This is a genomic window from Pseudoalteromonas sp. ND6B, from assembly GCF_000764215.1.
GTDB classification, from domain to species: Bacteria; Pseudomonadota; Gammaproteobacteria; order Enterobacterales; family Alteromonadaceae; genus Pseudoalteromonas; species Pseudoalteromonas tetraodonis.
The window spans coordinates 19,123-46,035 of the sequence record NZ_JQFL01000015.1; the positions used below are offsets into that span (position 1 = coordinate 19,123).

Below are 26,913 nucleotides of genomic sequence, written 5' to 3' on the forward strand. Positions count from 1 at the left end.
AGTTTTAATTAATAACCAGTTATTGAAAATGATAACTATATTCATTAGCATATGCGTATTATTTTTCTACGTACTTAAACTTTATGCGCTATTCTCCAGTTTTATTGGCTGTTCTAGTCAGTTTTTCAGGTTCTTCACTAGCTGAAAATCAAAATATTGAAAATGAAATAGAAACTATTGATGTTGTTGGCCGTGCTTTTTCTTTATACAGACCAACAGAATCCAGTTTTGGGACTCGCACAAATACCCCAATCGAGAAAATCCCGCAGTCCATTCAAATTCTTCCCCAAGCGTTAATTAACGATCAGGCTGCACGTCAAATTACCGATTTATATAGCAATATTGCAGGGGTTAACGCATTTAGTTATTCCGGGGTGACGTTTCGTGGTTTTCGCCAAGATGAGATCTTATACGATGGTGTAAAAGGCGACCCATTTAATGGTTTTGCTGTCCCACAGTTATTTAATATTGAACAAGTTGCCGTATTAAAAGGCCCTGCGGGCGCTATTTATGGTAGCGGAAACCCTGGCGGCATTATTAATTATGTAACTAAAAAGCCAAAGTTTACCGATGAGCACAGCATTGAAGTTGAAGTAGGCAATGATGACTTTTTCAGTGGGGCAATACAAAGTACTGGTACGCTAAGTGAATCGCTCGATAACCATGCTTACCGTGTTGGTTTATATCGTGATTCAGAAAATCCATTTCGTACTAATACCAGTAGCGATAACACCATTGTTGATCTTGGTTATACTTGGTTAATTAATAGTGCGACAGAGCTGACTACGCAATACACTTTTATTGAGCAAGAGTTAGATGGTGCACGTTTACGCGGTGTACCCGCTGATGATAATGGCCAATTTATTACAGATATTAGCTGGAATCATAATGAAGCGACTGACTTTCAAAATGTTGAAGCTCATGTTTATCAAGCTACTTTAAAGCACGATATTAATGATATTTGGCGAACGGATATTACGGCTCGTTATTTCGATAATAAAGAAGTGCAAAACTATCATGAACCGAAAGGACTCGATGATACAGATGGCGATGGTGTGCTTGATTGGAGTGATCGAGAGTTTCGTGATCAAGTTCGTGAGAATGAAGGTTTTAGTTTAACGGCTAATGCGGTTGCGGAGTTTGTATTGGCTGATATGCAACATCAAGTATTACTGGGTAGTGATTGGTATGAGCATAGCTTTGAAAGTGTTTATCGTACGGCAAAGCAACAGAGTCAAGGTGGGCCTGTACCTGGGCTTGATCTTTACAATCCTGAGTACGGGCTTACAGCGGCTGATGATTATAATTTAGATAGCATAACACCACGGTTAGGTCGAACGAATAGTACTCGTTTTGGTGCTTATGTTCAAGATCAGCTCGATATCACCACTAATTGGAGTATCACCGCAGGGTTAAGATATGATCGCTTTGAAGATAAAGACGAGTTAAATCAAACTGAGTTTTCAGATAGTGATGTGACTTATCGTGTGGGTACAACTTACAACATTAACGATACTTTCTACCCCTATGCTTTATACGGTACGGGCTTTGTTCCACAAAGTGCAAGTGATCAAGAAAGGGCTAAGGGTGGGCCATTTTCTCCAGAAACAAGCCGTATCAATGAAGTTGGTTTAAAAAGTAAACTGCTTGATGATAGCTTGGCAGTTAATTTGGCTGCTTACAATATTGTTCGTGAAAATATCCTCCAAGCAAACTTATTAGGTGATGTGGCTGGCGATGGTGTTGACGACCTAGTGGCTGTAGGTGAAGTAGAAAGTAAAGGATTTGAAATTGAAGTGGTTGGTGATATTACCGAGCGATGGGTTGTGACCGCTAACTATGCCTATAATGATACCCGTATCACTAAAGCGAATGAAAGCATTCGTAATCAAATCCCTGATAGTGATAAGTTTGCTAATGCCCCACAAAATACAGTGGGCATTTGGACACGCTACGAGCTTCCTCGCTTATCTTCCTCTATTTCTGCCGGTTTAGACTATGTTGACGAACAGCTAAGCCTAGGTGGTCAACAAGTTAAGCCTTACACTATTTATAATATGGCATGGCAAACCACAGTAGATAATTGGCAGTGGCAATTGTCGGTTAAAAATTTGTTTGATAAAGAATATGCTAGTAGTGGCTTTATTGAACGTACAGGGCACTTCCCAGGTGAACCTCGCCGTATTTATCTTAGTGCTAAATACAGCTTTTAAAGGTGGCGTGTGAACGCTAAACAATGGTTTAATCTGCATTCATGGGCAGGGCTCTTTGTTGGTGTCCTGCTTTTTGTTGTTTGTTTATCTGGTACACTTGCGACGTTAAGTCATGAAATTGAATACCTGACAGACAGTAAGTATCGTGCGTTAACGTCCTCTTCAATCACCAACTATCAAGCCATTGAAAATACCCTCAACAAGCATTATTCAGGTGCACAAGTGTTGTATCTTCAGCGCCATAAGCAAGAGTACTTGGCTTTGGAAGTTGCACTAAAAATAGATGACGCATTTCGGTTTATTTATTTAGATGCAGCCACAGGGCATGTGTTAGGTGAGGGTGAATGGGCACGTGCTTCACGGTTTTTACGTAACTGGCACATGTATTTATCCATGGGCTGGATAGGTAAGCTAATTGTTACAAGCTTAAGTATTTTATTGGTTATTCTGCTGGTTTCGAGTTTTTATGTGTATCGTCGCTGGTGGCAGGGCTTTTTTAAAAAGCCTGCCCAGCTGGTTTTAGATAAACGTAATGGCTGGTCTGATTGGCATAAGTTTCTTGGGTTATGGAGTATGTGGTTTATGGCTATCATAGCCATAACAGGTCTGTGGTACCTTATTGAACATGGTTTGCAAACAGCGAAAATAAAGCATTATATTGCACCACCAGTCGCTGTTAGTGAATTTAAAAAACAAACACCCACTGTTAATGCAACACCAATAAGCTTAACTCAGGCTTATAACGCTGCTCAGCAGGCATTTCCGACGCTTGATATTCGCTATATACGTTATGGTAATAAAAAGAATCAACCTATTGAAGTACGTGGTTATAACGATGATATTTTACTTCGCTTACGCGCCAATCGCGTGTATTTAAAGCCAACGACAGGCACAGTATTAGCAGTACAAAAAGGAGAGGATTTACCGCTTATTCCTCGTATTAAAGATACTGCCGATCCTTTGCATTTTGGTAACTTTGCAGGCCTCGGCACTAAACTTATTTGGGCGCTATTCGGCGGTTTTATGAGTTTTGTTAGTGCTGTTGGCATATATATGAGTTGGCTCAGAGTGAGGCGTAAAAAAACTGTTTTTGAGTGGTTAGGCATATCAGGTTACGTGGCGATAGGTTTAGCTATTTTCTCTCTGACAATAACGGGTGTGAACTTTAGTGAGCGCAGTGTACCAAAGTCGCTTTATTCGCCTATTCTTAGTGAGTAAATTTCAGATATTAAAAAAGGCGACCTAGGTCGCCTTTTTTGTAGGTAAGGGGAGTTAGCCCCTTACTTTAATACCTTTCTTTTCCATGCCACGGTAGATGATTAACATCTGGACAATAGAGATAAGGTTAGACACTAACCAGTAAAGTACTAAACCAGATGGGAACCATAAGAAGAACACAGAGAAGATAACCGGCATAAAGGTCATCATTTTTTGCTGCATTGGATCGGTAACCGTCATAGGTTGTAGTTTTTGCGTTATAAACATACTCGCACCAAATAAGATTGGTAATACGTAGTATGGGTCTTTCGCAGAAAGGTCTGTTAGCCAAAGTACAAATTCAGCGTGACGAAGTTCTGTAGACTCTAAGAATACATAGAACAAGGCTAAGAAGATTGGCATTTGCAGTAAAATAGGGAAACAGCCACCCATAGGGTTTACTTTTTCTTTACGGTACATTTCCATGGTCGCTTGGCCGAATTTTTGACGATCATCGCCATACTTTTCTTTTAGCGCTTTCATCTTAGGCTGTAATGCACGCATTTTAGCCATTGAGGTGTATTGTGCTTTAGTAAGTGGGTACATTAATGATTTAACGATAATAGTGATGGCTATAATTGCTACACCCCAGTTACCTAAAATGCTGTGTAACCATTTTAATAGTACAAATAACGGCTGAGAGATAAACCATAACCAACCGTAATCAACGGTTAAGTCTAGGTCAGTGTGAATCGCTTCAAGTTTATCTGACTCTTTAGGGCCCATGTAATAAGTTGCAGTAAGTACTTGCTCACTACCAGCTTGAACATTTACCGCTTCGTCTTTAACACCAATAATAGCCGCATTACTTTTAGTAATTAAACTATAAAGTGTATTCGCTTGATCTTGCATTGGTACCCAAGCACTTACAAAGTAATGCTGAATAAAGGCAACGTAACCACCTTGGGTATTAATGTTTAGGTTTTTATCGGCCATATCTGAAAAACTATACTTTTCGTATGGTTCCTCATCTGTACCGTATGCAGCCCCTAAATAGTTTTGATCAACCATGCTGCCTTTTTCTTGTACGGTACGCTTTATTTGTGTGTAAAGCTGTACTTGTACAGGCGCGCTGGTGGTGTTGTTAACTTTATATTCTAAGCCAACATCATACTGACCCTTTTTGAATACATAAGTCTTAGTAAAGCTTACACCGTTGCTGTCGGTAAATTGCAGTGGAACGCGAAGCTCATCACCTGTTAAGGTGTAAGAGGTTTGCTCTGATTGGTAAGTAGGACGACCATTTGCAGATGCATCTGGGCCATTTAAACCTATTAAACCACTTTGTGAAAAGTATTGTTTACCATCAAACTCACCAAGTAGCATGTAAGGAACATCACTGCCTTTGGTTTCTTTATAATTAATTAAGTCTGTTTCAACAATGTCACCGCCTTTGGTGTCAATTTTAACTTTGAACACGTCAGTTGTAATATCAATGACTGAGCGTTTAGCTAAAGTAGTTGAAGCAGGTAAACCAGAGTCTGATGAAGCTGGAACATAATCATCTGATTCCGGTGAGTTTGCTTTTAGTGTTTGTGTAGTGGCACTAGGATCGGCTTTTGGCGTGTTGTAGTCATTATTCCATTCTTGAAATAATAAAAACGACACTAGCATTAGGCCGATGAATAAAAACGTGCGTTGCGATTCCATAACAGCTCTTATTTCTCGTGTTGGTGGTTAATACGGGTTAATTTTTCAGGAACGGGGTCGTCTCCACCTGAATGTAAAGGATGGCATTTTAATATGCGTTTAACTGCGAGCCAACTGCCTTTTACTGCACCATGCAAATTAATTGCTTGAATAGCGTAGCTAGAACAGGTTGGATTAAAACGACAATGCGGACCCAATAGCGGGCTAATCCACTTTTGATAACCGCGGATAAATAAAACTAAACAACGTGTTGGTAACGCAGCAAGTGGTTTAAGTAACCTCATGTTGTACATGCCCCTACGTTATATTTAGTGAATAGATACCATGTATTTAAAGACTTACTTTAAGATTTTAAACGCATGATTAAAAGGTGAGCTAAAGATACCTTAATTAACCCTGTAATTCTATTGCTATTGAGTTTGTTTAGTCGATTTAGCTGATTTGTTTGGGCGTTTTTTAAATGGTGGCGGTTTAGGGGCACCGGGTTTGCAGCGTTCATTAATTTTACGCCACAACTTTGTTAGTTGTTTGGTTAATTCTTCATTGGACTGTTCATCAATGCCACTTTTTACCATCAACACAATATCTATATTATCGAGAGTATGTTGGTTTAAACGAAAACTTTCGCGAGCAAGACGTTTAATACGGTTTCGTTGACATGCCTTTTTTACACGTTTTTTAGCAACAGTAAGGCCTAACCTAGGTTTTGACTGGTCACTTGGTTTTGCTAATAAAGTAAAGAAAGGAGTTGCAGCCCGAGCGGGTTCATTAAATATGCGAGAGTAATGCGAGGGAGTTAACAGACGTAACTCCCTGCCAAAGCTAAAGTCTTCCACTTATAAATTAAGCAGAAAGAACTTTGCGGCCTTTAGCACGGCGACGAGCTAATACTTTACGGCCATTTACAGTTGCCATACGAGCACGGAAACCGTGTGTACGTTTGCGTTTTAAAACGCTAGGTTGAAAAGTTCTTTTCATAACAATCTCATCCGATCGGTTAAAGTTAAAACATCCTATGCAGGTCGCGATCCTGGCACAGGTGCCATTGCGAGCGCGAGATATTATAGATGAAGTGACGAAAAGTCAATCATAATAGAGCGCGTAAAGCATGTTTATTTATGATCAATTTTCATGATCCGATAGGATCATCATAAATAAGAAGTTTTCCACAGCCCCTGTATAAAAAGTGAATAAAAGCATGGGAAAAGTAAATTAGATCATAAATTATAGTCGCGATCTGCTGCCAGTTTTGTTATGATCTCTAATCAGGCTTTAAAATAAAAAGCTATTTAAATCAGTCTGTTATTATATTTATACATCGATATCAACAATTTTATAAAAATCAATCTTTTACTTGTGGATAAAGTGCATTCATAATAGTCGGTCTTGGGCTGCTTATTGAGCCATTTAAACGCAATACAGGTGTGATTTTTAAATCATTATTGATGTGCGGGAATAAAAATTATATCTCTGGGAGTTTTACTGTGTATCTGTCGGTTTGGCAAAGTTGTTTATATGTATTGCAAGATGAATTGCCTTCGCAGCAATTTAGTATGTGGGTCAGACCACTTCAAGCAGAAAGTACCGAAGATACCTTGACGATTTATGCGCCTAATCGTTTTGTACTTGATTGGGTAAGAGAAAAATACCTAAATAGAATAAATGAGTTACTGGTTGAAATTTGTGGTGTAGAAGCCCCTGAATTACGCTTTGATGTAGGCAGCAAGCCGCTATTAAATGCACAAGCTGCGCCGGTAGTTGAAACACAATCAGCACCAAGTACGCAAGCAACGGCAAAACAACAACCACGAGAACAAAAACCAGTTGTTGAGCCCGCTCCTAAATCGGGTTATAAATCAAACATTAAAGAAAACTATACCTTTGACAGTTTTGTTGAGGGTAAATCTAACCAATTAGCAAAAGCGGCTGCCACTCAGGTAGCAGATAATCCTGGCTCTGCATTTAATCCTGTTTTTATTTACGGTGGTACGGGCTTAGGTAAAACGCATTTATTACATGCGGTAGGCAACGGTATTATGGCCAATAAGCCAGATGCTAAAATTGTGTACATGCATTCAGAACGCTTTGTGCAAGACATGGTTAAAGCACTGCAAAATAATGCGATCGAAGAGTTTAAGCGTTATTACCGCAGTGTTGATGCACTCATGATTGATGACATTCAATTTTTTGCTAATAAAGAACGTTCACAAGAAGAGTTCTTTCATACCTTTAATGCATTATTAGAAGGTAACCAGCAAATTATTTTAACCTCTGACCGTTATCCTAAAGAGATAGAAGGGGTTGAAGATCGCCTTAAATCTCGTTTTGGTTGGGGATTAACTATCGCGATTGAGCCGCCAGAGCTTGAAACACGCGTTGCCATTTTGATGAAAAAAGCCCAGCAAAGTAAAATTAATTTACCGCATGAAGTGGCATTTTTTATCGCTAAAAAATTACGTTCAAACGTACGTGAACTTGAAGGGGCTTTAAACCGTGTAATTGCTAATGCAAACTTTACCGGCCGCCCAATTTCTATCGACTTTGTAAAAGAAGCACTGCGTGATTTACTCGCACTGCAAGATAAGCTAGTCACCATAGACAATATTCAACGTACGGTAGCAGAATACTATAGAATACGTGTGTCTGATTTACTGTCTAAGCGCCGCAGCCGCTCTATAGCAAGGCCGCGCCAAGTTGCCATGGCATTATCTAAAGAACTCACTAATCACAGCTTACCTGAGATTGGGGATGCCTTTGGTGGGCGTGACCATACAACAGTACTGCACGCGTGTCGCAAAGTTAAATCATTACGTGACGAAAGCCACGAGATTAAAGAAGATTACCAAAATTTAATAAGAACATTGTCATCTTAGGGCTGACTTTATTATGCAAATAACAATATCAAGAGAACAATTTTTAAAACCATTGGTGCAAGTATCGGGTGCCATAGAGCGTAAGCATACGTTACCTATTTTATCTAACGTATTACTCGTGGTAGAAAATGGCCAGCTTTCAATGACAGGGACCGACCTTGAAATTGAATTAGTGGCGAGCGTGTTTGTAGGTGATGATGTTGCCGATACCAAGCTCACATTACCGGCTAAAAAATTACTCGATATTTGTAAAAGTTTACCGGATGGTTCTGATCTTACATTAAGCTTACAAGATCATCAGTTACTTTTAACCAGTGGTAAAAGTCGTTTTTCATTGACCACATTAGCGGCTGAAGATTTTCCTAATTTAGAGCAGTGGGATGGTGAAGTTGAATTTCAACTAACGCGTTTAGAGTTACGTAAATTACTTGAAAGCACGCACTTTTCAATGGCAAACCAAGATGTGCGTTATTACTTAAACGGCATGTCGTTTGAAGTTGATAACAGCGATATAAAAACAGTCGCCACTGATGGGCACCGTTTAGCGATTGCACAAAAGCAACTAGGTCAGTCATTAAATACACAGCGCCAATTAATTATACCGCGCAAAGGCGTGCAAGAAATTATGCGCCTAATGGTTGCCGACCAAGAGTTAGTGACTATTCAGTTTGGTGCTAACCACATCCGTATTATTGATATTGAGTTTACGTTTACGAGTAAATTAGTTGATGGCCGTTTCCCTGATTACCGCCGTGTTTTACCTCGCGGTGGCGATAAAGTTATTACAGCAAACAGAGAATGGTTACGTAATGCATTTCAACGCGTATCGATTTTATCGAACGAAAAATTTCGTGGTGTACGTTTAAATTTATCAAACGGTTTATTAAAAATTACGGCTAACAACCCAGAGCAAGAACAAGCGGAAGAAGTAGTTGAAGTAATGTACGAGGGCGATGACCTAGAAATAGGGTTTAATGTGTCTTACGTGCTTGATGTATTAAATACATTAAAAACTGAAGATGTGTTATTTACACTTGCCGATTCAAATAGCAGTGCACTAATAGAAGGTGCAGGCGATGAAGAAGCGATGTACGTCGTTATGCCTATGCGTTTATAAGATTATAAATACATAATGAGCTTAAGTCATTTGAGCCTCAAATATTTTCGTAATATTGAGGCGCTGACGCTAGAACCAGTTAATGGCGTTAATATAATTTATGGTGAAAACGGCAGCGGAAAAACCAGCCTTTTAGAGGCTATATATTACCTTTCTCACGGCAAATCTTTTCGAACTTCTAAACATAAAAGTATTATTGCACACCAGCAAGATCAGTTTGTTATTCATGGCCGCAAAGCGTTATACGATTTATCTATCCCTATTGGTATTAGTAAAACCCAAGCGGGTGAAACCAATTTAAAAATCCAGGGTAAGGCGAGTCGAAAAGTATCTGAACTTGCCCAGTTAATGCCGGTACAAATAATAACACCAGAAAGCTACTCACTATTTTTTGGCGGTCCTAAGGAGCGCAGAAAATTTTTAGACTTAGGTTTGTTCCACGTGGAACATGAGTTTTTTTTCTTATGGCAATCGTTTAATAAAGTGCTTAAACAACGCAACGCCTTATTAAAATCTAAGCCTAAGAATTATTTTGACCAAATCAAGTTTTGGGACAAAGAATTTGTTAGACTGGCAGAACAAATAAATAAATTAAGAATCGCGTATATAACTAGGTTTAAGCAGCAATTTTTTGATAAAATGTGTGCAGAATTAACGCTAATACGCGATTTAGAAATTAGCTTCAATGCGGGCTGGAAAGAGAGTGAATCTCTTTGTGATGCGTTAGAGCAAAGTTTTGAGCGAGATTCTCGCCAAGGCTTTACAAGTAAAGGCCCTCATAAGGCTGATTTTAGTTTTAGTGTCGCTGGCAGCAGTGTTGAGAATGTATTCTCACGCGGGCAATTAAAGTTATTGTTGTATGCGTTAAAAGTAACGCAAAATAGCTTAATTGAGTCAGAGACAGATAAGCAATCTATATTGCTAATAGATGATCTACCTTCAGAACTAAGCGAAGATACAAAAGAGAAAGTGGGCCAGTTATTGACTCACTGTAGTTCTCAAATATTTATTTCTTCAATTTTATCTGAAAGTATTTCTGCTGTGGTGGAACCCATGCAACGAGAACTAAAAATGTTCCACGTGAAACATGGCAACCTAATAACAAGATAAGTGGGATTAACCATGTCTGAGAATTATGATTCGTCGAGTATTAAAGTACTTAAAGGATTAGATGCAGTAAGAAAGCGTCCTGGTATGTATATAGGGGACACCGATGATGGTACGGGCTTACACCACATGGTGTTTGAGGTCGTTGATAACTCTATCGATGAGGCCTTAGCGGGTCACTGTGATGATATTTATGTCACTATTCACTTAGACGGTTCGGTATCTGTAAGAGATAACGGCCGTGGTATTCCTACTTCTATACATGAAGAAGAAGGTGTATCTGCAGCTGAAGTAATTATGACGGTGCTACACGCCGGTGGTAAGTTTGATGATAACTCTTATAAAGTATCAGGTGGCTTACACGGTGTTGGTGTATCGGTAGTAAATGCATTATCAGAAAAATTAAAACTAACCATTCGTCGTGAAGGTAAACTTCATGAGCAGTTTTACACTATGGGTGTACCTGATGCACCACTAGCTGTAATTGGTGATTCTGAAACAAATGGTACTGAAATTCGTTTTTGGCCAAGTGGCGAAACGTTCACTAACCTTGATTTTCATTACGATATTTTAGCAAAGCGTTTACGCGAGCTGTCGTTTTTGAATTCAGGTGTAAGTATCATATTAAGCGATGAGCGCGAAGAAAATAAAAGCGACCACTTTAAGTACGAAGGCGGTATCAGAGCATTCGTTGAATACCTAAACCGCAATAAAACACCAGTGCATAAAGGGGTATTCCATTTTACTCATGAACGTGAAGAAGATGGTATTAGTGTAGAAGTATCAATGCAGTGGAATGATGCATTCCAAGAAAACATTTACTGTTTCACAAATAATATTCCTCAACGTGATGGTGGTACTCACTTAGCTGGTTTTAGATCGGCGCTAACGCGTACGCTTAATAACTACATGGAAAAAGAAGGCTTTAACAAAAAAGCTAAAACAACCAGTAATGCAACGGGCGATGATGCGCGTGAAGGCTTAACTGCAGTTGTGAGTGTTAAAGTACCTGATCCAAAGTTCTCATCACAAACAAAAGACAAGCTAGTTTCTAGCGAAGTTAAGTCTGCAGTTGAGCAAGCAATGGCTGAAAAATTCACTGAGTTTTTATTGGAAAACCCATTGGATGCAAAAATTGTTGTTGGCAAAATTATTGATGCAGCACGCGCCCGTGAAGCAGCGCGTAAAGCGCGTGAAATGACACGTCGTAAAGGCGCTATGGACTTAGCTGGTTTACCAGGTAAATTAGCTGATTGCCAAGAAAAAGATCCAGCCCAATCTGAACTATACATAGTGGAGGGTGACTCAGCTGGCGGTTCAGCCAAGCAGGGTCGTAACCGTAAGAATCAAGCGATTCTTCCGCTTAAAGGTAAAATCTTAAACGTAGAAAAAGCACGTTTTGATAAAATGCTTTCTTCACAAGAAGTGGCAACGCTAATTACTGCATTAGGTTGTGGTATTGGCCGTGACGAATATAACCCAGAAAAACTACGTTACCACCGTATCATCATCATGACCGATGCCGACGTGGATGGCTCTCATATTCGTACCTTGCTACTAACGTTCTTCTACCGTCAAATGCCGGAAATTGTTGAACGTGGTTACATTTATATTGCTCAGCCACCTCTTTATAAAGTGAAAAAAGGTAAGCAAGAGCGTTATATTAAAGATGACCCTGCATTAGTTGATTACCTTACATCTTTAGCGCTAAGTAATGCTGCTCTTTACACGAGTGATAGTGCAGAAGCGGTTGATGGTGAAGCGTTAGAAGCAATCGTTCATGATTACCAAAACACGGTTAAAGTTATCGAGCGCTTAAAGCGTAAGTATCCAAACACAGTGATGAACCGTTTGATTTACCAAAGCGAGCTGAAAAAAGAAGACCTTTCAGACGAGGCTAAGGTAATTGCTTGGACTAAAGAGCTTGTTGATGACTTAGTTGCGCGTGATGAAGATGCAACTATTTTCCACGCAGGTACTGAGCACGATACAGAGCGTAATTTATATTACCCTGTTGTGAATATTCGTCAGCATGGTGTGGATAAAGCGCATGTACTTCATTATGACTTTATTACTTCAAGAGATTACCAACGTATTGCTGTAACAGGTAAAAATATTGCTAATATCATCACTGAGGGTGCTTACATCCAACGCGGTGAAAAAACAAAACCTGTTGATAACTTTGTGGATGCATTGGAATGGTTGATCGCAGAATCTAAGCGTGGGATCTATATTCAACGCTATAAAGGACTAGGTGAAATGAACCCAAATCAACTTTGGGAAACCACCATGGATCCAAGCGCACGCCGTATGTTGCAAGTGACGATTGAAGATGCTGTTGCAGCGGATCAATTATTTGCTACGTTAATGGGCGATCAAGTTGAGCCTCGTCGTGAGTTCATAGAAACGAATGCACTGCGTGTGGTTAACTTAGACGTATAATTAAATTATGCTAATCACAAAAAAGGAGCCTTAGGCTCCTTTTTTATTTTCTCAATTGCACAAACTGCTTAAAACCTGAGTGTGCACAAGGTATACTGAGGGTAATTTTCACGCTACTTCTCAGATAGTAAAAAGCCAAAATATGCAAAAATATGACGTTAAAACCTTTCAAGGTTTGATCCTGGCTTTACAGGATTATTGGGCACAGCAAGGCTGTGTCATTATTCAACCACTTGACATGGAAGTGGGCGCAGGGACATTTCACCCGCAAACATTTTTAAAATCAATTGGCCCAGAGCCTATGTCGAGCGCTTACGTTCAACCGTGTCGTCGACCTACCGATGGTCGTTACGGTGAGAATCCAAACCGCTTACAACATTACTACCAATTCCAAGTGGTGTTAAAGCCATCTCCAGATAATATCCAAGAGCTTTATTTAGGCTCTTTAGCGGCGATGGGTATTGATACCCTCACTCATGAAGTGCGCTTTGTAGAAGATAACTGGGAATCACCAACGTTGGGTGCATGGGGACTGGGCTGGGAAATTTGGTTAAACGGCATGGAGGTAACCCAGTTTACCTACTTCCAGCAGGTGGGCGGCTTAGAATGCTCACCGGTCACAGGTGAAATTACCTACGGCCTAGAGCGTTTAGCAATGTATATTCAAGGCGTAGATAGCATTTACGACTTAGTATGGGCAGACGGTCCATTAGGGCGCGTAACCTACGGTGACGTATTCCATCAAAACGAAGTAGAGCAGTCTACTTATAATTTTGAACATGCAAACGTAGAAGACTTATTTGCACAGTTCGATAAGTGCGAAGCAGAAAGCCAAAAGTTAATTGAAGCAAACTTACCATTACCTGCCTACGAGCAAGTAATGAAAGCATCGCACGCATTTAACTTATTAGACGCACGTCATGCTATTTCTGTGACCGAGCGTCAACGTTACATTTTACGCGTTCGTGCATTATCAAAAGCGTGTGCACAAAGTTATTACGATGCACGTGAAGCGCTTGGTTTCCCGCTGTGTAAGGATAAGTAAGCATGTCAGCAGAAAATTTATTAGTAGAAATTGGCACCGAAGAATTACCACCAAAATCACTTCGTAAATTAGCCGAAGCCTTTGCTGCAAACTTAACAGCAGAACTTGAAAGCTTAGAACTTGCTCACCAAGGTGTGAGCTGGTATGCATCGCCTCGTCGTTTAGGTTTACAAGTAAAAGCACTTGACGCTAAACAACAAGACAAAGAAGTTGAAAAACGAGGCCCTGCAACTAAAGCGGCATTTGACGCTGAGGGCAACCCAACCAAAGCAGCCATGGGTTGGGCTCGTGGTTGTGGAATTGAAGTAAAAGATGCGCAAACACTCGAAACCGATAAAGGCGCATGGTTATTACATATTGCTAAAGTAGCAGGGCAAGAAACCAAATTACTAATGGCTGATGCAATTAGTAAAGCGCTTGCTAAATTACCTATTCCTAAACCAATGCGTTGGGGCGCGAATAAAACACAATTTATTCGCCCTGTGCATACAGTCACTATTTTACTGGGTAGTGAGCTAATAGAGGGTGAGATACTGGGTAAGCAAGTGAGCAATCAACTGCAAGGCCATCGTTTTCATCATCCAGAAAAAATTAGTATTAACCATGCTGATGATGTGTTTGACGTACTTAAATCAGCTTACGTGATAGCTGACTACGAACAGCGTAAAGCACAAATTCGTGCGCAAATAGAAGACGCAGCAAAAGCAGTTAATGCCGTAGTTGCTATGGATGAAGATTTACTTGAAGAAGTTACTTCATTGGTTGAATGGCCAGTAACGCTAACAGCTACATTTGAAGAAGCATTTTTAGATGTGCCAGCCGAAGCGCTTATTTACACAATGAAAGACGATCAAAAATACTTCCCGTTATTAGATCAAAACGGCAAACTTTTAAATAAGTTTTTGTTTGTTTCTAACATCGAAAGTAAAGATCCAAGTGTGGTTATTTCTGGTAACGAAAAAGTAGTGCGCCCGCGTTTAGCTGATGCGCAGTTCTTCTTTGAAACAGATAAAAAGAAAACACTTGAAAGCCGACTTGAGTCGCTAGACAGCGTTTTATTCCAAAAGCAGTTGGGCACACTTAAAGATAAGTCACAGCGTATCAGTGAACTTGCCGGTTACATTGCAGAGCAACTAGGTGCAGATAAAGCACTAGCAGCGCGTGCTGGCTTATTAAGTAAAACCGATTTAATGACCGAAATGGTGATGGAATTTACCGACGTACAAGGTGTAATGGGAATGCATTACGGACGTCATGACGGTGAAGCTGAAGATGTCGCTGTTGCGCAAAACGAGCAGTACATGCCACGCTTTGCCGGCGATAACTTACCAACGAGTTTGATCAGCTGTGCAGTTGCTATTGCAGATAAGTTTGACACGCTGGTGGGTATTTTTGGTATAGGCCAAGCACCAAAAGGTGATAAAGACCCATTTGCACTTCGTCGTGCGGCCATTGGTGCATTACGTATCATGGTAGAAAAGCAGCTACCACTTGATATTTTAGACCTGGTTGCTAAATCACAAACCTTGTTTGGTGAAAAGCTGACTAACCTAAATGTATCAACGGATGTGTTTGACTTTATGCTAGGGCGTTTCCGTGCTTGGTATCAAGATGAAGGCATTGAGGTAGATGTAATTCAAGCGGTACTTGCGCGCCGTCCAACGAAGCCTGTTGATTTTGACCGCCGAGTTAAAGCCGTAAGCCATTTCCGCACTCTAGACGCCGCAGAATCGCTTGCAGCCGCTAATAAGCGTGTAAGTAATATTCTGGCTAAAAACAACATTACAACGCAAGGTGATGTTGAACAGAGCTTACTAAGTGACGACGCAGAAAAAGTACTGGCTGCGCAAGTTGCAAAATTTGCTACCGACTTAGCGCCACTATACAGCGACGGAAACTACCAAGAGGCATTAAGCCAATTAGCTGGCATTCGTGACAGTGTTGATAACTTTTTTGACAATGTCATGGTAATGGCCGACGATGAAGCGGTTAAGCAAAACCGCCTTGCGCTTTTAAGTCAGTTAAGTGGGTTATTTTTAGAAATTGCAGATATTTCTGTATTAAAAAAATAACAGCTAACAGCTATTAAAAAAGCCAGCATTATGCTGGCTTTTTAGTGTTTTATTTATATTAGTTAATAGAGGATTCACTATGAAGCTCCCAATGAAACGCATTTTCACGTTAGCCTTAGTGGGCTTATTGAGTGCTTGTACCAGCCAAATTTCAATTAACGACGTGTTGCCGCAGCAAGAATTGGATCGCAGTATTTATTTAAGAGGGGACTTCACATTATGGGATGCCGAACCTCAATATCAATTTAAACAAGTTGGGCCTGCGCTTTACCAAGCCCAAGTTAGGTTTTCGACCCCTGGCAAAGTGTACGAATTTAAAATAGCGGATGCGGATTTTAGTGAAGGTTTTAACTGTGGCTACAGCGATTCACAGCCATCAGGGCAAAGCCTAACACTCGGCCAATCAACACGCGCCGACTGTAATACCATTTATAATTACTTTAGCTACACACCAGCTATAAAAGGGTCGTACATAGTCAGTATTGATTTTAGTGACTACGATGAGCCGCAAGTGACGATAACTAAGAAATAGCTGTAAGTCGTCAGCCGTCAGTCGTTAGTCGTTAGTTTAAAGATAAAATAAAAAACCGTGCTTGATTTAACAAACACGGTTTTTTTATTTTGAGCTGATAGCTGATAGCTGATAGCTGATAGCTGATAGCTGATAGCTGATAGCTTTACAACCCTTTCTTCACCACATACCTATACGGTGACTCTTCAACTTCTTTAGCCACTAGCGTGTGATCCATGAACGTACAAAAGCTGGGAATGTCGCGGGTGGTTGAAGGGTCGTCGGCAATAATAAGCAGTGTTTCGCCGTCGCTCATTTTGCGAATTGCAGCGCGCACCATCATCACAGGTTCTGGGCAGCGAAGGCCGATGGCATCTAATTGGTGATCGGGGTTATCAAAGCTCATAAAAATTACCTGTAAAAATAGTCGTGGCTTGGTTAGGTCGGGTAGTTTAGCGCAAATAAAGCTGTTGGTTAACTATTTTACGTATAACAAAACAGCTCAACTTATTAATAGATAATCTGAAATAAATTTAATGCACCCGATCACATTATTCATTTTAAACCTGCAAAAGCTGGTGGCATAAAAAAGGCGAACTAACTTGCGCTAGTTCGCCTTTTAATCACCAAGATGGTTTTACATGTTAAAAACTAATTAGTCTTGAACACGTTCAAATACAGTAGCAATACCTTGGCCTAAACCAATACACATAGTCGCTAAACCGTATTTTGCGTTATTGTCTTCCATTAAGTGAATAAGTGAGGTGCTAATACGCGAACCCGAACAACCCAGCGGGTGACCCAGTGCGATAGCGCCGCCATTTAAATTCACTTTTTCGTCAACCACATCCGCTAAACCTAAGTCTTTAAGTACGGGTAGTGATTGTGCTGCGAATGCTTCGTTAAGTTCAGCAACATCGATGTCATCAATAGTAATACCAGCTTGTGCCAATGCTTTTTTACTTGCTGGTACTGGGCCGTAACCCATGATTGATGGATCGCAACCGGCAACGGCCATCGCGCGAATATATGCACGAATTGGTAAGCCAAGTTCTTTTGCTTTTTCTTCGCTCATCACTAACATAGCTGATGCGCCATCAGAAAGTGCTGAAGATGTGCCCGCTGTAACAGAACCCGTAGCAGGGTTAAATACTGGACGCAGCTGCGATAAACCTTCAACCGTTGTTTCAGGGCGAATTACTTCATCATCTTCAACAAGGATAAGTGAACCGTCAGCATCGTGACCTTCCATTGCTAAAATTTCGCGGCGGAAACGCCCTTCAACTGTTGCAGCATGTGCACGTTGATGCGAGCGGTAAGCAAACTCATCTTGTTGCTCACGGCTAATACCGTGAATAGTAGCAAGGTACTCAGCAGTTAAACCCATAGAGCCAGATGCTTGTGCAATTGATGTAGCTAAGCCTGGGTGAAAGTCGTTACCGTGAGTCATAGGTACGTGGCCCATGTGTTCAACACCACCAATTAGGTAAGTATCACCAGCGCCAGTCATAATAGCGCGAGCAGCATCATGCAATGCTTGCATTGATGAGCCACATAAACGGTTAACTGTGGTTGCTGGCACTGAATGTGGAATGCCTGCAAGTAGAGATGCGTTACGTGCAACGTTAAAGCCTTGCTCTAAAGTTTGCTGTACACAACCCCAATAAATATCGTCAATTGACGCAGGGTCAACTGCTGGATTACGTTCTAATAAGCCTTTCATTAAATGAGCGCTTAAGTCTTCCGCACGTTTGTTTTTAAATACGCCGCCTTTTGAGCGACCCATTGGTGTGCGGATACAATCTACAATTACTGGATTATTCATGATATTAACCTTCCACCTTATAGAAAACACGGCCTTCTTCAGCCCACTTGCGAGTTTGCTCTGATACTTGGTAAATCGCACCTAGGTGAGCGTATTTGTCTGCTGCTGCAACAAAGTTAGCTAAACCTGTTTGATCTAAGTAACGGAACGCGCCGCCTCTAAATGGAGGGAAACCAACACCGTATACAAGTGCCATATCAGCTTCTTGAGGAGAAGCAACAATGCCTTCTTGTAAACAAAGTAGCACTTCGTTGATCATTGGGATCATACAACGGTCAATGATTTCTTGTTTATCAAATTCTTTTGGTGCGTCTGTAATTGGTGCAAGTAGTTCAATCGCTGTTTGGTCATGCGATTTTTTAAGACGACCGCGACGGTCTGTTTCATACTTGTAAAAACCTGCTTTGTTCTTTTGACCAAAACGTTTTTCGTTAGCAAAAACAGTCACTGGATCTTTCTCTGCACGTGCCATACGTTCAGGGAAGCCGTCTGCCATTACGCCAGTACAATGGAAAGCAGTATCAATACCGACTACATCAAGTAGGTAAGCCGGACCCATAGGCCAGCCAAATATGTTTTCCATGACTTTATCTACTTTTGCAAAGTTAGCGCCTTCAACCACTAATTTGCTAAAGCCTGCAAAGTAAGGGAATAAAACACGGTTTACAAAAAAGCCTGGGCAATCGTTAACAACAATCGGCGATTTACCTAGTTTAAGTGCGTAATCAACCACGGCATTAATGGTTTTATCTGAGGTTTTTGCACCACGGATAATTTCTACTAATGGCATTTTTGGTACTGGGTTGAAAAAGTGCATACCACAGAAGTTTTCTGGTTTTTCAAGTGCTTCTGCAAGTAGGTCAATACAAATAGTCGATGTATTTGACGTGAGCACAGTGCCTTCTGGCATATTCTTTTCAAGATCAGCAAGTACGGCTTGCTTCACTTTAGGGTTCTCTACTACCGCTTCAACAATAATATTGGCGTTTTGTAGGTCTGCATCGTTAAGCGTTGGTTTGATTTTGCTAAGCGTTGCTAGCATTTTTTCCATCGGCATGTGGCCGCGCTTAACTTTTGCACCTAATAGCTTAGACGCTTCACCCATACCTAAATCAAGTGCATCCTGTTGGATGTCTTTCATGATGATTGGTGTACCTTTATAAGCAGATTGGTATGCAATACCGCCGCCCATAATACCTGCGCCTAATACAGCAGCTTGTTTAATTTCTACATCGCTGTGCTTAGCAAATTTACGTGCTTTACCTTTAATGTATTGATCCGCTAAAAAGATACCTGTTTGCGCGGCTGCTTCGTTGGTACGAGCAAGCTTTGCAAAGTTGGCATTTTCAATTGCCATTGCTTCGGCGCGTGAGCAGTTTGCTGCTGCTTTAATAGTGCGAACGGCCATAACTGGAGCAGGATAGTGGCCTTTGGTTTTACCCATTACCATACCTTCTGCCATTGCAAAGCTCATGCCTTGCTCAACACGGTTTAATTTAAGCGGTTGTAATTTTACAGCGCGTTTTGCTTGCCAATCTAGCTTGCCAGCAATTGCTAATTCTAATGTTGCTATACTTGACTCTTGTAGTTTGTTGGCACTAACTACTGCGTCAAACGCACCTACTTTAAGGGCATCAGCTGCGCGATTTTCGTTACCTGTGGTGATCCACATCATCGCGTTATCGGCGCCAATAATGCGCGGAAGGCGCACTGTGCCGCCAAATCCAGGCATTATGCCTAATTTAACTTCTGGTAAACCCATTTTTGCTGAGTCACTTGCAACACGATAATCGGTAGCAAGTGCCCACTCACAGCCGCCGCCAAGCGCCAAGCCGTTTATAACACTTAGTGTTGGGAATGGTAAATCTTCAATTGCATCAAAAACGTCAGTTGCATTTTTGATCCACGTTACTAATTCTGCTTCAGGTTTAGTAAAAGTAGGTAAAAATTCGAAGATATCTGCACCAATAATAAAGTGGTCTTTATCACTGGTAAAAATCATGCCTTTAATATCAGCGTTAGCGGCTAATTCTTTTAATGCTGCCGCGCAATCTGAAAGAGTTTGTTGAGATAATGTGTTTACAGAACCTGTAGCACAAAACTTAAACTCGGCGATGTTTTCCTTCACGAAGCTAACTTCAAAGGAATCGCTTTTATATAACATTATTATTCTCCCTAGTTGATGAACTAAGACTGGTACGATGAGTTCATATTCAGACCAGTGTGCTTGCTTTAAATTAAAAATGCAACGAAAAATTTATCTTGGTTACAAACGTCTGGTTAAAATATAGCTGGTTTGGTGCTAAGGTGGGTTTGAAAGTTTTCTTTATTCATTTTATTGCGCTGTCTTAGTGTTCATAGCTTGGGTTTTATTAGAATAAATAGTACAGCTGTGTATGTGCTGTTGTTTACTTACTCTTCGCCACACTTCGTCAGCCTTGAAGGTTACTATGCCCTAAAGGACATTATGAAAAAATACTTATTAAGCGTAGCGGCAGCGACTCTATTTTTCTCTTTCCCCTCTGCTAACGCGAAAACTGATATTGATGCATTTTTAGACGCTGAAAAACAGGCGCGCTATGGCAATTATCAAAATTTTAAAGAAGCGGTGGATTCATTGTCTCATCCGCTTAAACCGTATGTTGAAAAAGCCTATTGGGAACGTTACCCCAGCTTAGCCCACCAAACAGAGATAGAAAATTTTCTCACTGTTTATGAACATACGCCATTAGAGTGGCCAGTGCGTAAAGCATGGTTAAACTATTTAAAACGCAGAAATCAAAAAGCAGCGTTTATTAAAAACTACCGTGAAACCTCTGACAGTGAGCTTACTTGTACCCACCTTACTTTTCAGCTTGATCTTGGTGCGCCTAAAAAAGCAATACTCAATCAGGTAACCGACTTATGGACAGTGGGTGAGTCGCAGCCAAGTGAATGCGATGGCCTTTTTAAACGCTGGCGTCAAAATGGTTATTTAACGCCCGATGTTGTTTGGCAACGTGTCACTTTAGCGGCACAAGGTGGGTCTTATCGTTTACTGCCTTATTTAAAAACATTGTTGCCAGCCAATGAGCGCTACTTAGCCGATTTATACTCAAAAGTAAGACGTGACCCAAGTGCAGCGGCGGGGTTATACCGTTATAAGCGCAAAACAGTGAAAGAGGGTGAAATAGCGCTTTATGGTATTAAGCGTTTAATTTGGCGTGATAAAGAGTTGGCATTAAAGGCATGGCAAAAAATTGAGGGGTTATTTGATTACACTGATGATGAAAAAGCGGATGTATATTATACCTTTGCGCTTTCATTGGCGTCGAGCGGCCATAGCCAAGCTAGCTTCTATTTAAATAAAGTACCCAAAGAGCGCCAAGATCGTAAATTAATGCAATGGCAGTTAGCTAATCTACTCAAAACCCAAGATTGGGAGGGAATTGCGGCATTTTTTACAGGTAAAGAAAATCTTAGCTTAGGGCAACAGTATTGGCTTGCTTATAGTTATGCCAAGCGTTCAGATCATGAAAAAGCTAAGGCAATTTGGACTAAAGTGGCCGCTAACCGTGATTATTATGGTTTTTTAGCCGCTGCGCGTTTGGGCATACCGGTTGATTTAAATGAGTTGCCCGTTAATGTAAATCAAGCTTTAGTAACAAGAGTGAGTAACGCACCGGGCTTTAAGCGTGCCAAAGCCTTGTATGAGTTAGAGCGCTTTACTGCCGCTCGACGCGAGTGGAATTATTTAACTGATACCTCAGCAGATGACGAAAAACTAGCTGCGTCGGTACTCGCGGCAGAGCTGGATTGGTTTGATAGCACTATATTCACCCTAGCAAAAATAAAAGCATGGGATTATGTGGATTTGCGTTTCCCTTTTGCATTTCAAGAAATGTTTGAGCGTTACAGCAAGCGAAGCAAAATTGACCTAACGTGGAGTATTGCAATTGCACGTCGCGAAAGCTCATTTGCGCCTGATGCGCGCTCCCATGCAAATGCACGCGGGTTAATGCAGCTATTACCGAGTACGGCAAAGTATATTAATAAAGGCACGGTTTCTAATCGTCGTTTGTATCAACCAAAAACCAACATTCGTCTCGGGACTCGTTATTTACAGTATTTAAAAAAGAAAAACCACGGCAATGAGGTGTTAGCTACAGCATCTTATAACGCTGGGTACCATCGTATTAAGCGTTGGTTACCAGAAGAAGCAATGCCGGCTGAGCTATGGGTTGAACTTATTCCTTATAGAGAAACCCGAGATTATGTAAAAAATGTATTTGCTTATCGGCAGGTTTATCATACTCGCCTTGGTCGAGAGGGAAACCTTCTAGCCCCCCTATTAGAAATGACGATGGGCGGATAGTAAAAATAAATCTACAACCACAGAGGGATATTTACACAGTAAGTATCCCTCTTTTTTGAGCGCTTTGTGTATAAGTGGTAGACTCAAAGCAAGTTAAATTTAACAGATGGGTTTATTATGGAAAAATTAGCCGTTTTATACGCCGAACATATTGCAACATTGCAGCAGCGTACACGTACTATTTGTGAGCAAGAAGGGTTAGAAGGATTAGTCATTCATTCAGGCCAAGCTAAGCGCCAATTTTTAGATGATATGTATTACCCGTTTAAAGTTAACCCTCATTTTAAAGCGTGGTTACCGGTTATTGATAATCCGCATTGCTGGATTGTGGTAAATGGTAGCGATAAGCCAAAACTTATTTTTTATCGTCCAATTGATTTTTGGCATAAAGTACCTGATGAGCCTAGAGATTTTTGGGCAGAGTATTTCGATATTGAATTGTTATTACAACCTGATCAGGTTGAAAAGCTACTACCTTACGATAAAGCTAAATTTGCTTACATTGGTGAATACCTCGAAGTAGCACAAGCACTTGGCTTTAGTATTATGAACCCTGAGCCAGTACTTAACTATATTCATTACCACCGCGCTTATAAAACGCAATATGAGCTTGAGTGTTTACGTAATGCGAACCGTATTGCGGTTGATGGCCATAAAGCAGCGCGTGATGCTTTTTTTAATGGTGGTAGCGAGTTTGATATTCAGCAAGCTTACTTAATGGCAACGCGTCAAAGTGAAAACGAAATGCCGTATGGCAACATTGTGGCCCTTAACGAAAACTGCGCTATTTTGCACTACACCCATTTTGAGCCAAAAGCACCACAAACGCACAATTCATTTTTAATTGATGCGGGCGCTAATTTTAATGGTTACGCTGCGGATATTACCCGTACCTACGACTTTAAAAAGCAAGGTGAGTTTGCTGACTTAGTTAACGCTATGACGGCGCATCAAATTGAGTTAGGAAAAAGCTTAAAGCCTGGTTTACTGTATGGCGATCTGCATATTGATTGCCATAACCGTATTGCTCAGCTATTAAGTGATTTTGATATTGTTAAACTACCTGCAGCGGAAATTGTTGAGCGTCAAATTACCTCAACTTTCTTCCCACATGGACTCGGGCATCATTTAGGTGCACAGGTTCACGATGTGGGTGGTTTTATGCGTGATGAAACAGGCGCACATCAAGCGCCACCAGAAGGCCATCCATTTTTACGCTGTACTCGCTTAATTGAGAAAAACCAAGTGTTTACTATTGAGCCAGGTCTGTACTTTATTGACTCTTTATTGGGTGATTTAGCACAAACAGACAATAAGCAGTTTATTAACTGGGAAAAAGTCGAGGCGTTTAAACCTTTTGGCGGTATTCGTATCGAGGACAATATTATTGTTCACGAAGATAGCCTAGAAAATATGACGCGTAATTTATTACTCGACTAAATCCTTATTAAAGACGAGTTAGTCAATACGCGCTAAAATAAACGGATACAAAGGGGCCTTTTGGCCCCATTTTTTTAATTAAAGCCTAAGTAAGTGCTATGTCTGAATATAAATACCCAGCCGAAGCTGTATTTCATCAAGAAGAAATTAAAAAAAGTACCTTCATTGTTCATATAGGTCACACGTCCGATCTAAATGCTGCGAAAGCCTTTATTAAAAATATTGAAGAAAAATATAGTGATGCACGCCACAATTGCTGGGCACATGTTGCAGGTAACCCAGGGGGCAGCCATGTTTATGGCTTTTCTGATGACGGGGAGCCCAATGGCACCGCCGGTAAACCCATGCTCAATGTGCTAGTGGGCTCAGGCTTAGGTGAAGTGACCGCTGTGGTAACACGTTACTTTGGAGGTATAAAGCTCGGTACGGGTGGGCTGGTGCGTGCTTATGGTGGTTCACTCAATAATGCCTTAGCAAAACTACAAACCGTGGTGAAAGTGCCGAGCGCTGAGCTAGTGGGCTTTAGTGAATACAGTATGCAAGGGGCGATAGAGCAACATTTAAAAACGAACTTTCAGGTACTTAATATTGAAAAGCAGTTTACTGCAAATATTGAGTGGACTATTACCATTGATAGTCGCCAAGCGCAGCAAGCCATCAAAGATATTTTTGATTTAAGCCACGGCGCAGTTGAGTTAACAATCAAAGAGTAATAGTCTTACATTCATCCCATTTAATGATTAAACATTAAATTTCGAGTCATACAGTAGTTATTTTAATTTACTAATAAAAAAGCGATACGCTCAATGCAATTTCGTACCATCATAAAAATTCTTGGCCAATTGGTTGCGCTATTCAGTATTACTATGGTGCCACCAGCGCTAGTGTCTTTAATTTATAAAGATGGTGGAGGGGTGCCGTTTGTTTTAGCCTTTATATTCAGTGTTGTTATTGGCTTAATGGCTTATTACCCAAATAGGCATGAGCATGGCGATTTAAAAGCCCGCGAAGGCTTTTTAATCGTGGTTTTGTTTTGGCTAGTACTAGGCGCGTTTGCCTCCTTACCGCTGGTATTTTTACAAGAACCCAACCTCTCTTTAGCCGACGCCGTGTTTGAGGCCTTTTCTGGCTTAACCACAACAGGGGCTACCGTACTGACCGGCATAGAGTATCTGCCTAAATCGGTCTTGTTTTATCGCCAACAATTACAGTGGTTTGGTGGTATGGGGATCATTGTATTAGCGGTAGCAATCCTGCCAATGCTTGGCGTAGGTGGTATGCAGTTGTATCGGGCTGAGATTCCAGGCCCCGTAAAAGATTCCAAAATGACCCCGCGTATAGCCGACACCGCTAAACACCTTTGGTATATTTATGTGTCTATTACCCTGGCATGTACTTTGGCGTATTGGAGCGCTGGCATGAATTGGTTTGATGCAATTTGCCATGCTTTTTCTACGGTGGCCATTGGTGGTTTTTCTACTTATGACGCTTCAATGGGGCATTTTGATAGCCCAGTAATTAACTTTATTTGTGTGTTCTTTTTAATTATCGCAGCCATTAACTTTTCTCTGCATTATGCTGCTGTAGCGAGTCGTAATATTAGTGTCTACATTCGTGACCCTGAATTCAAAGTGTTTCTATGTATTCAGCTCGCGCTGGTGGTGATTTGTTTCACGGTACTTTCATCTCACGATGTTTATGCCAATGGCGATGAAACCCTCGATCAGGCATTGTTTCAAGCTGTATCTATAAGCAGCACCGCAGGATTTGCCACAGATAACTTTTCTGCTTGGCCTTTGTTTTTACCTATTTTATTAATATTCTCTAGTTTTATTGGTGGCTGTGCTGGTTCAACTGGTGGCGGTATGAAAGTAGTGCGCGTGTTTTTACTTTATCTACAAGGGGTGCGAGAGCTAAACCGCTTAGTGCATCCTCGAGCTATATACTCTATAAAGTTAGGACGAAAGGCGCTACCAGATAAAGTAGTTGAAGCGGTATGGGGTTTTTTCTCGGCTTATGCACTAGTCTTTATTATTATTATGTTAGCGTTAATGGGCACCGGGTTAGACAATATAACGGCATTCTCAGCAACGGCAGCGTGTTTAAATAACCTTGGGCCTGGTTTAGGTGATGTTGCTTCTCATTATGGCGCTATTACCGATACTGCAAAATGGATATTAACCGTGGCAATGGTATTTGGTCGTTTAGAGATATTTACCTTACTTGTGCTATTTACCCCAACATTTTGGCGTGGATAACGTTATAAATATCAGGAAGGAAATATGCGAAAAACCAATTTGGAAAAGTTAAACCAAATCGTCACGGGTGGCATAGTTGATTTAGAAATCCTCACCCCCACGAGTAGCCGACGCGTAAAAACAGAGTTTATAGGCTTATTAGAAAATAAGTTTATTATTTTGAATTACCCCAATGCAAAACGGCTCCCCATGGCAAGTGATTATTTACGCGATGGTGTGATGGTGGTGGTAAGAGCGCTTATAGAGGGCAGTGGTGGGCATGTTTTAGCGTTTCGTCAGCAGCTTATGTCTGTAGCATCTCACCCGGCTAAGTTATTGTTTATCGACTATCCTTCACAAGTACAGCTATTTGAACTGCGCTCGCAAGCGCGTATACCGACGCTGTTTCCAGCCAAGTTAAAATTATCGGATGATCGCCCTTCTTTTGAAGGCGTTATAAAAGATATTTCGTTAACGGGTGTTATGTTTGATATTAAAACAACCCAAGAAATCGACGACATTAAAGATATGCGTTGCATCGTAGTGTTTGATGAAGATACAAAGCACGAAGGGCAAATATGCAGTGTGAAAAAACATGCTAAGGGCATATATTGCGGAATTCGATTATTTGCCAGTGAAGAGCAAATGAAAGCCCTGATGGGGGATCACTTCATTGACCCTAATGCACTTGAAGTTGAAATTGTATAAGACCTGTTATCTTTCGACGCTGAACATTTTACAATTCTAAAATATCAACAAGCTCTAACATT

Annotated in this window: 21 protein-coding genes; 14 read left to right on the forward strand and 7 right to left on the reverse strand. The window is 40.8% G+C overall.

All coding sequences use genetic code 11. The features are described from left to right. Positions 1-83 precede the first annotated feature (83 nt). Both ND6B_RS14190 and ND6B_RS14185 read left to right on the forward strand, forming a co-directional pair. Positions 84-2,213: a TonB-dependent siderophore receptor gene (locus tag ND6B_RS14190; RefSeq protein ID WP_033102895.1), complete on the forward strand. Its 2,130-nt coding sequence runs from the start codon at positions 84-86 to the stop codon at positions 2,211-2,213. Between the two features lie 9 nt (positions 2,214-2,222). Next, positions 2,223-3,431, forward strand: coding sequence for a PepSY-associated TM helix domain-containing protein (locus ND6B_RS14185; protein ID WP_033102896.1), 1,209 nt, complete (start codon positions 2,223-2,225; stop codon positions 3,429-3,431). Between the two features lie 54 nt (positions 3,432-3,485). Here the strand turns inward: ND6B_RS14185 and yidC are convergent, their stop codons facing one another. The 4 genes from yidC to rpmH form a co-directional block, all read right to left on the reverse strand. Beyond that, complete coding sequence (gene yidC, locus ND6B_RS14180) at positions 3,486-5,120, reverse strand: membrane protein insertase YidC (protein WP_013466276.1); 1,635 nt, start codon at positions 5,118-5,120, stop codon at positions 3,486-3,488. 8 nt (positions 5,121-5,128) lie between these two features. Continuing rightward, complete coding sequence (gene yidD, locus ND6B_RS14175; protein WP_008467044.1) at positions 5,129-5,404, reverse strand: membrane protein insertion efficiency factor YidD; 276 nt, start codon at positions 5,402-5,404, stop codon at positions 5,129-5,131. A gap of 126 nt (positions 5,405-5,530) precedes the next feature. Then, complete coding sequence (gene rnpA, locus ND6B_RS14170) at positions 5,531-5,956, reverse strand: ribonuclease P protein component (RefSeq protein WP_008467046.1); 426 nt, start codon at positions 5,954-5,956, stop codon at positions 5,531-5,533. Between the two features lie 7 nt (positions 5,957-5,963). Further along, positions 5,964-6,098 (reverse strand): 50S ribosomal protein L34, encoded by a 135-nt coding sequence (gene rpmH / locus ND6B_RS14165; protein WP_008112968.1) that lies wholly within the window; start codon positions 6,096-6,098, stop codon positions 5,964-5,966. Between the two features lie 506 nt (positions 6,099-6,604). On the opposite strand from rpmH, the gene dnaA reads away from it, so the two are divergent. From dnaA to ND6B_RS14130, 7 genes are all read left to right on the forward strand, one after another. Continuing rightward, positions 6,605-7,993 (forward strand): chromosomal replication initiator protein DnaA, encoded by a 1,389-nt coding sequence (dnaA, locus tag ND6B_RS14160; protein WP_008467048.1) that lies wholly within the window; start codon positions 6,605-6,607, stop codon positions 7,991-7,993. 13 nt (positions 7,994-8,006) lie between these two features. Beyond that, a complete protein-coding gene (dnaN, locus tag ND6B_RS14155; protein WP_008112965.1) occupies positions 8,007-9,110 on the forward strand; it encodes a DNA polymerase III subunit beta in 1,104 nt (367 codons plus the stop codon). Between the two features lie 15 nt (positions 9,111-9,125). Then, the gene (recF, locus tag ND6B_RS14150; protein WP_016900030.1) at positions 9,126-10,220 is read left to right on the forward strand and encodes a DNA replication/repair protein RecF; all 1,095 of its coding nucleotides are present in this window, start codon (positions 9,126-9,128) and stop codon (positions 10,218-10,220) included. Between the two features lie 12 nt (positions 10,221-10,232). Then, the gene (gene gyrB, locus ND6B_RS14145) at positions 10,233-12,659 is read left to right on the forward strand and encodes a DNA topoisomerase (ATP-hydrolyzing) subunit B (RefSeq protein ID WP_013463644.1); all 2,427 of its coding nucleotides are present in this window, start codon (positions 10,233-10,235) and stop codon (positions 12,657-12,659) included. A gap of 142 nt (positions 12,660-12,801) precedes the next feature. Further along, entirely contained in the window at positions 12,802-13,704 is a 903-nt protein-coding gene (glyQ, locus tag ND6B_RS14140) for a glycine--tRNA ligase subunit alpha (protein WP_013463645.1), read from the forward strand. Positions 13,705-13,706: 2 nt separating this feature from the next. After that, positions 13,707-15,776: a glycine--tRNA ligase subunit beta gene (gene glyS, locus ND6B_RS14135; RefSeq protein ID WP_033102897.1), complete on the forward strand. Its 2,070-nt coding sequence runs from the start codon at positions 13,707-13,709 to the stop codon at positions 15,774-15,776. A 79-nt stretch (positions 15,777-15,855) separates the two neighbouring features. Further along, the gene (locus ND6B_RS14130; RefSeq protein ID WP_024601485.1) at positions 15,856-16,308 is read left to right on the forward strand and encodes a hypothetical protein; all 453 of its coding nucleotides are present in this window, start codon (positions 15,856-15,858) and stop codon (positions 16,306-16,308) included. A 145-nt stretch (positions 16,309-16,453) separates the two neighbouring features. Here ND6B_RS14130 and tusA read toward each other — a convergent pair whose 3' ends face one another. The 3 genes from tusA to fadB all read right to left on the reverse strand — a co-directional run bounded on the left by tusA (position 16,454) and on the right by fadB (position 20,276). Further along, positions 16,454-16,693 (reverse strand): sulfurtransferase TusA, encoded by a 240-nt coding sequence (gene tusA / locus ND6B_RS14125; protein ID WP_008112953.1) that lies wholly within the window; start codon positions 16,691-16,693, stop codon positions 16,454-16,456. Positions 16,694-16,942: 249 nt separating this feature from the next. Further along, complete coding sequence (gene fadA / locus ND6B_RS14120) at positions 16,943-18,112, reverse strand: acetyl-CoA C-acyltransferase FadA (RefSeq protein ID WP_033102898.1); 1,170 nt, start codon at positions 18,110-18,112, stop codon at positions 16,943-16,945. Between the two features lie 4 nt (positions 18,113-18,116). Further along, positions 18,117-20,276: a fatty acid oxidation complex subunit alpha FadB gene (fadB, locus tag ND6B_RS14115; RefSeq protein WP_033102899.1), complete on the reverse strand. Its 2,160-nt coding sequence runs from the start codon at positions 20,274-20,276 to the stop codon at positions 18,117-18,119. 303 nt (positions 20,277-20,579) lie between these two features. Between fadB and ND6B_RS14110 the strand changes: the two genes are divergently transcribed. The 5 genes from ND6B_RS14110 (at position 20,580) to ND6B_RS14090 (ending at position 26,851) form a co-directional block, all read left to right on the forward strand. After that, positions 20,580-22,466 carry a lytic transglycosylase domain-containing protein gene (locus ND6B_RS14110; protein WP_033102900.1) on the forward strand — a complete coding sequence of 629 codons (1,887 nt, stop codon included), beginning with the start codon at positions 20,580-20,582 and terminating at the stop codon, positions 22,464-22,466. A 117-nt stretch (positions 22,467-22,583) separates the two neighbouring features. Continuing rightward, on the forward strand, positions 22,584-23,906 hold the full coding sequence (gene pepQ, locus ND6B_RS14105) for a Xaa-Pro dipeptidase (RefSeq protein ID WP_013463654.1): 1,323 nt from the start codon (positions 22,584-22,586) through the stop codon (positions 23,904-23,906). A gap of 98 nt (positions 23,907-24,004) precedes the next feature. After that, positions 24,005-24,619, forward strand: a complete 615-nt coding sequence (locus ND6B_RS14100; protein ID WP_033102901.1) for a YigZ family protein — start codon at positions 24,005-24,007, stop codon at positions 24,617-24,619. A 93-nt stretch (positions 24,620-24,712) separates the two neighbouring features. Further along, positions 24,713-26,164, forward strand: a complete 1,452-nt coding sequence (locus ND6B_RS14095; RefSeq protein WP_013463656.1) for a TrkH family potassium uptake protein — start codon at positions 24,713-24,715, stop codon at positions 26,162-26,164. 24 nt (positions 26,165-26,188) lie between these two features. Next, a complete protein-coding gene (locus ND6B_RS14090) occupies positions 26,189-26,851 on the forward strand; it encodes a flagellar brake domain-containing protein (RefSeq protein ID WP_016900037.1) in 663 nt (220 codons plus the stop codon). The last annotated feature ends 62 nt before the right edge of the window (positions 26,852-26,913 follow it).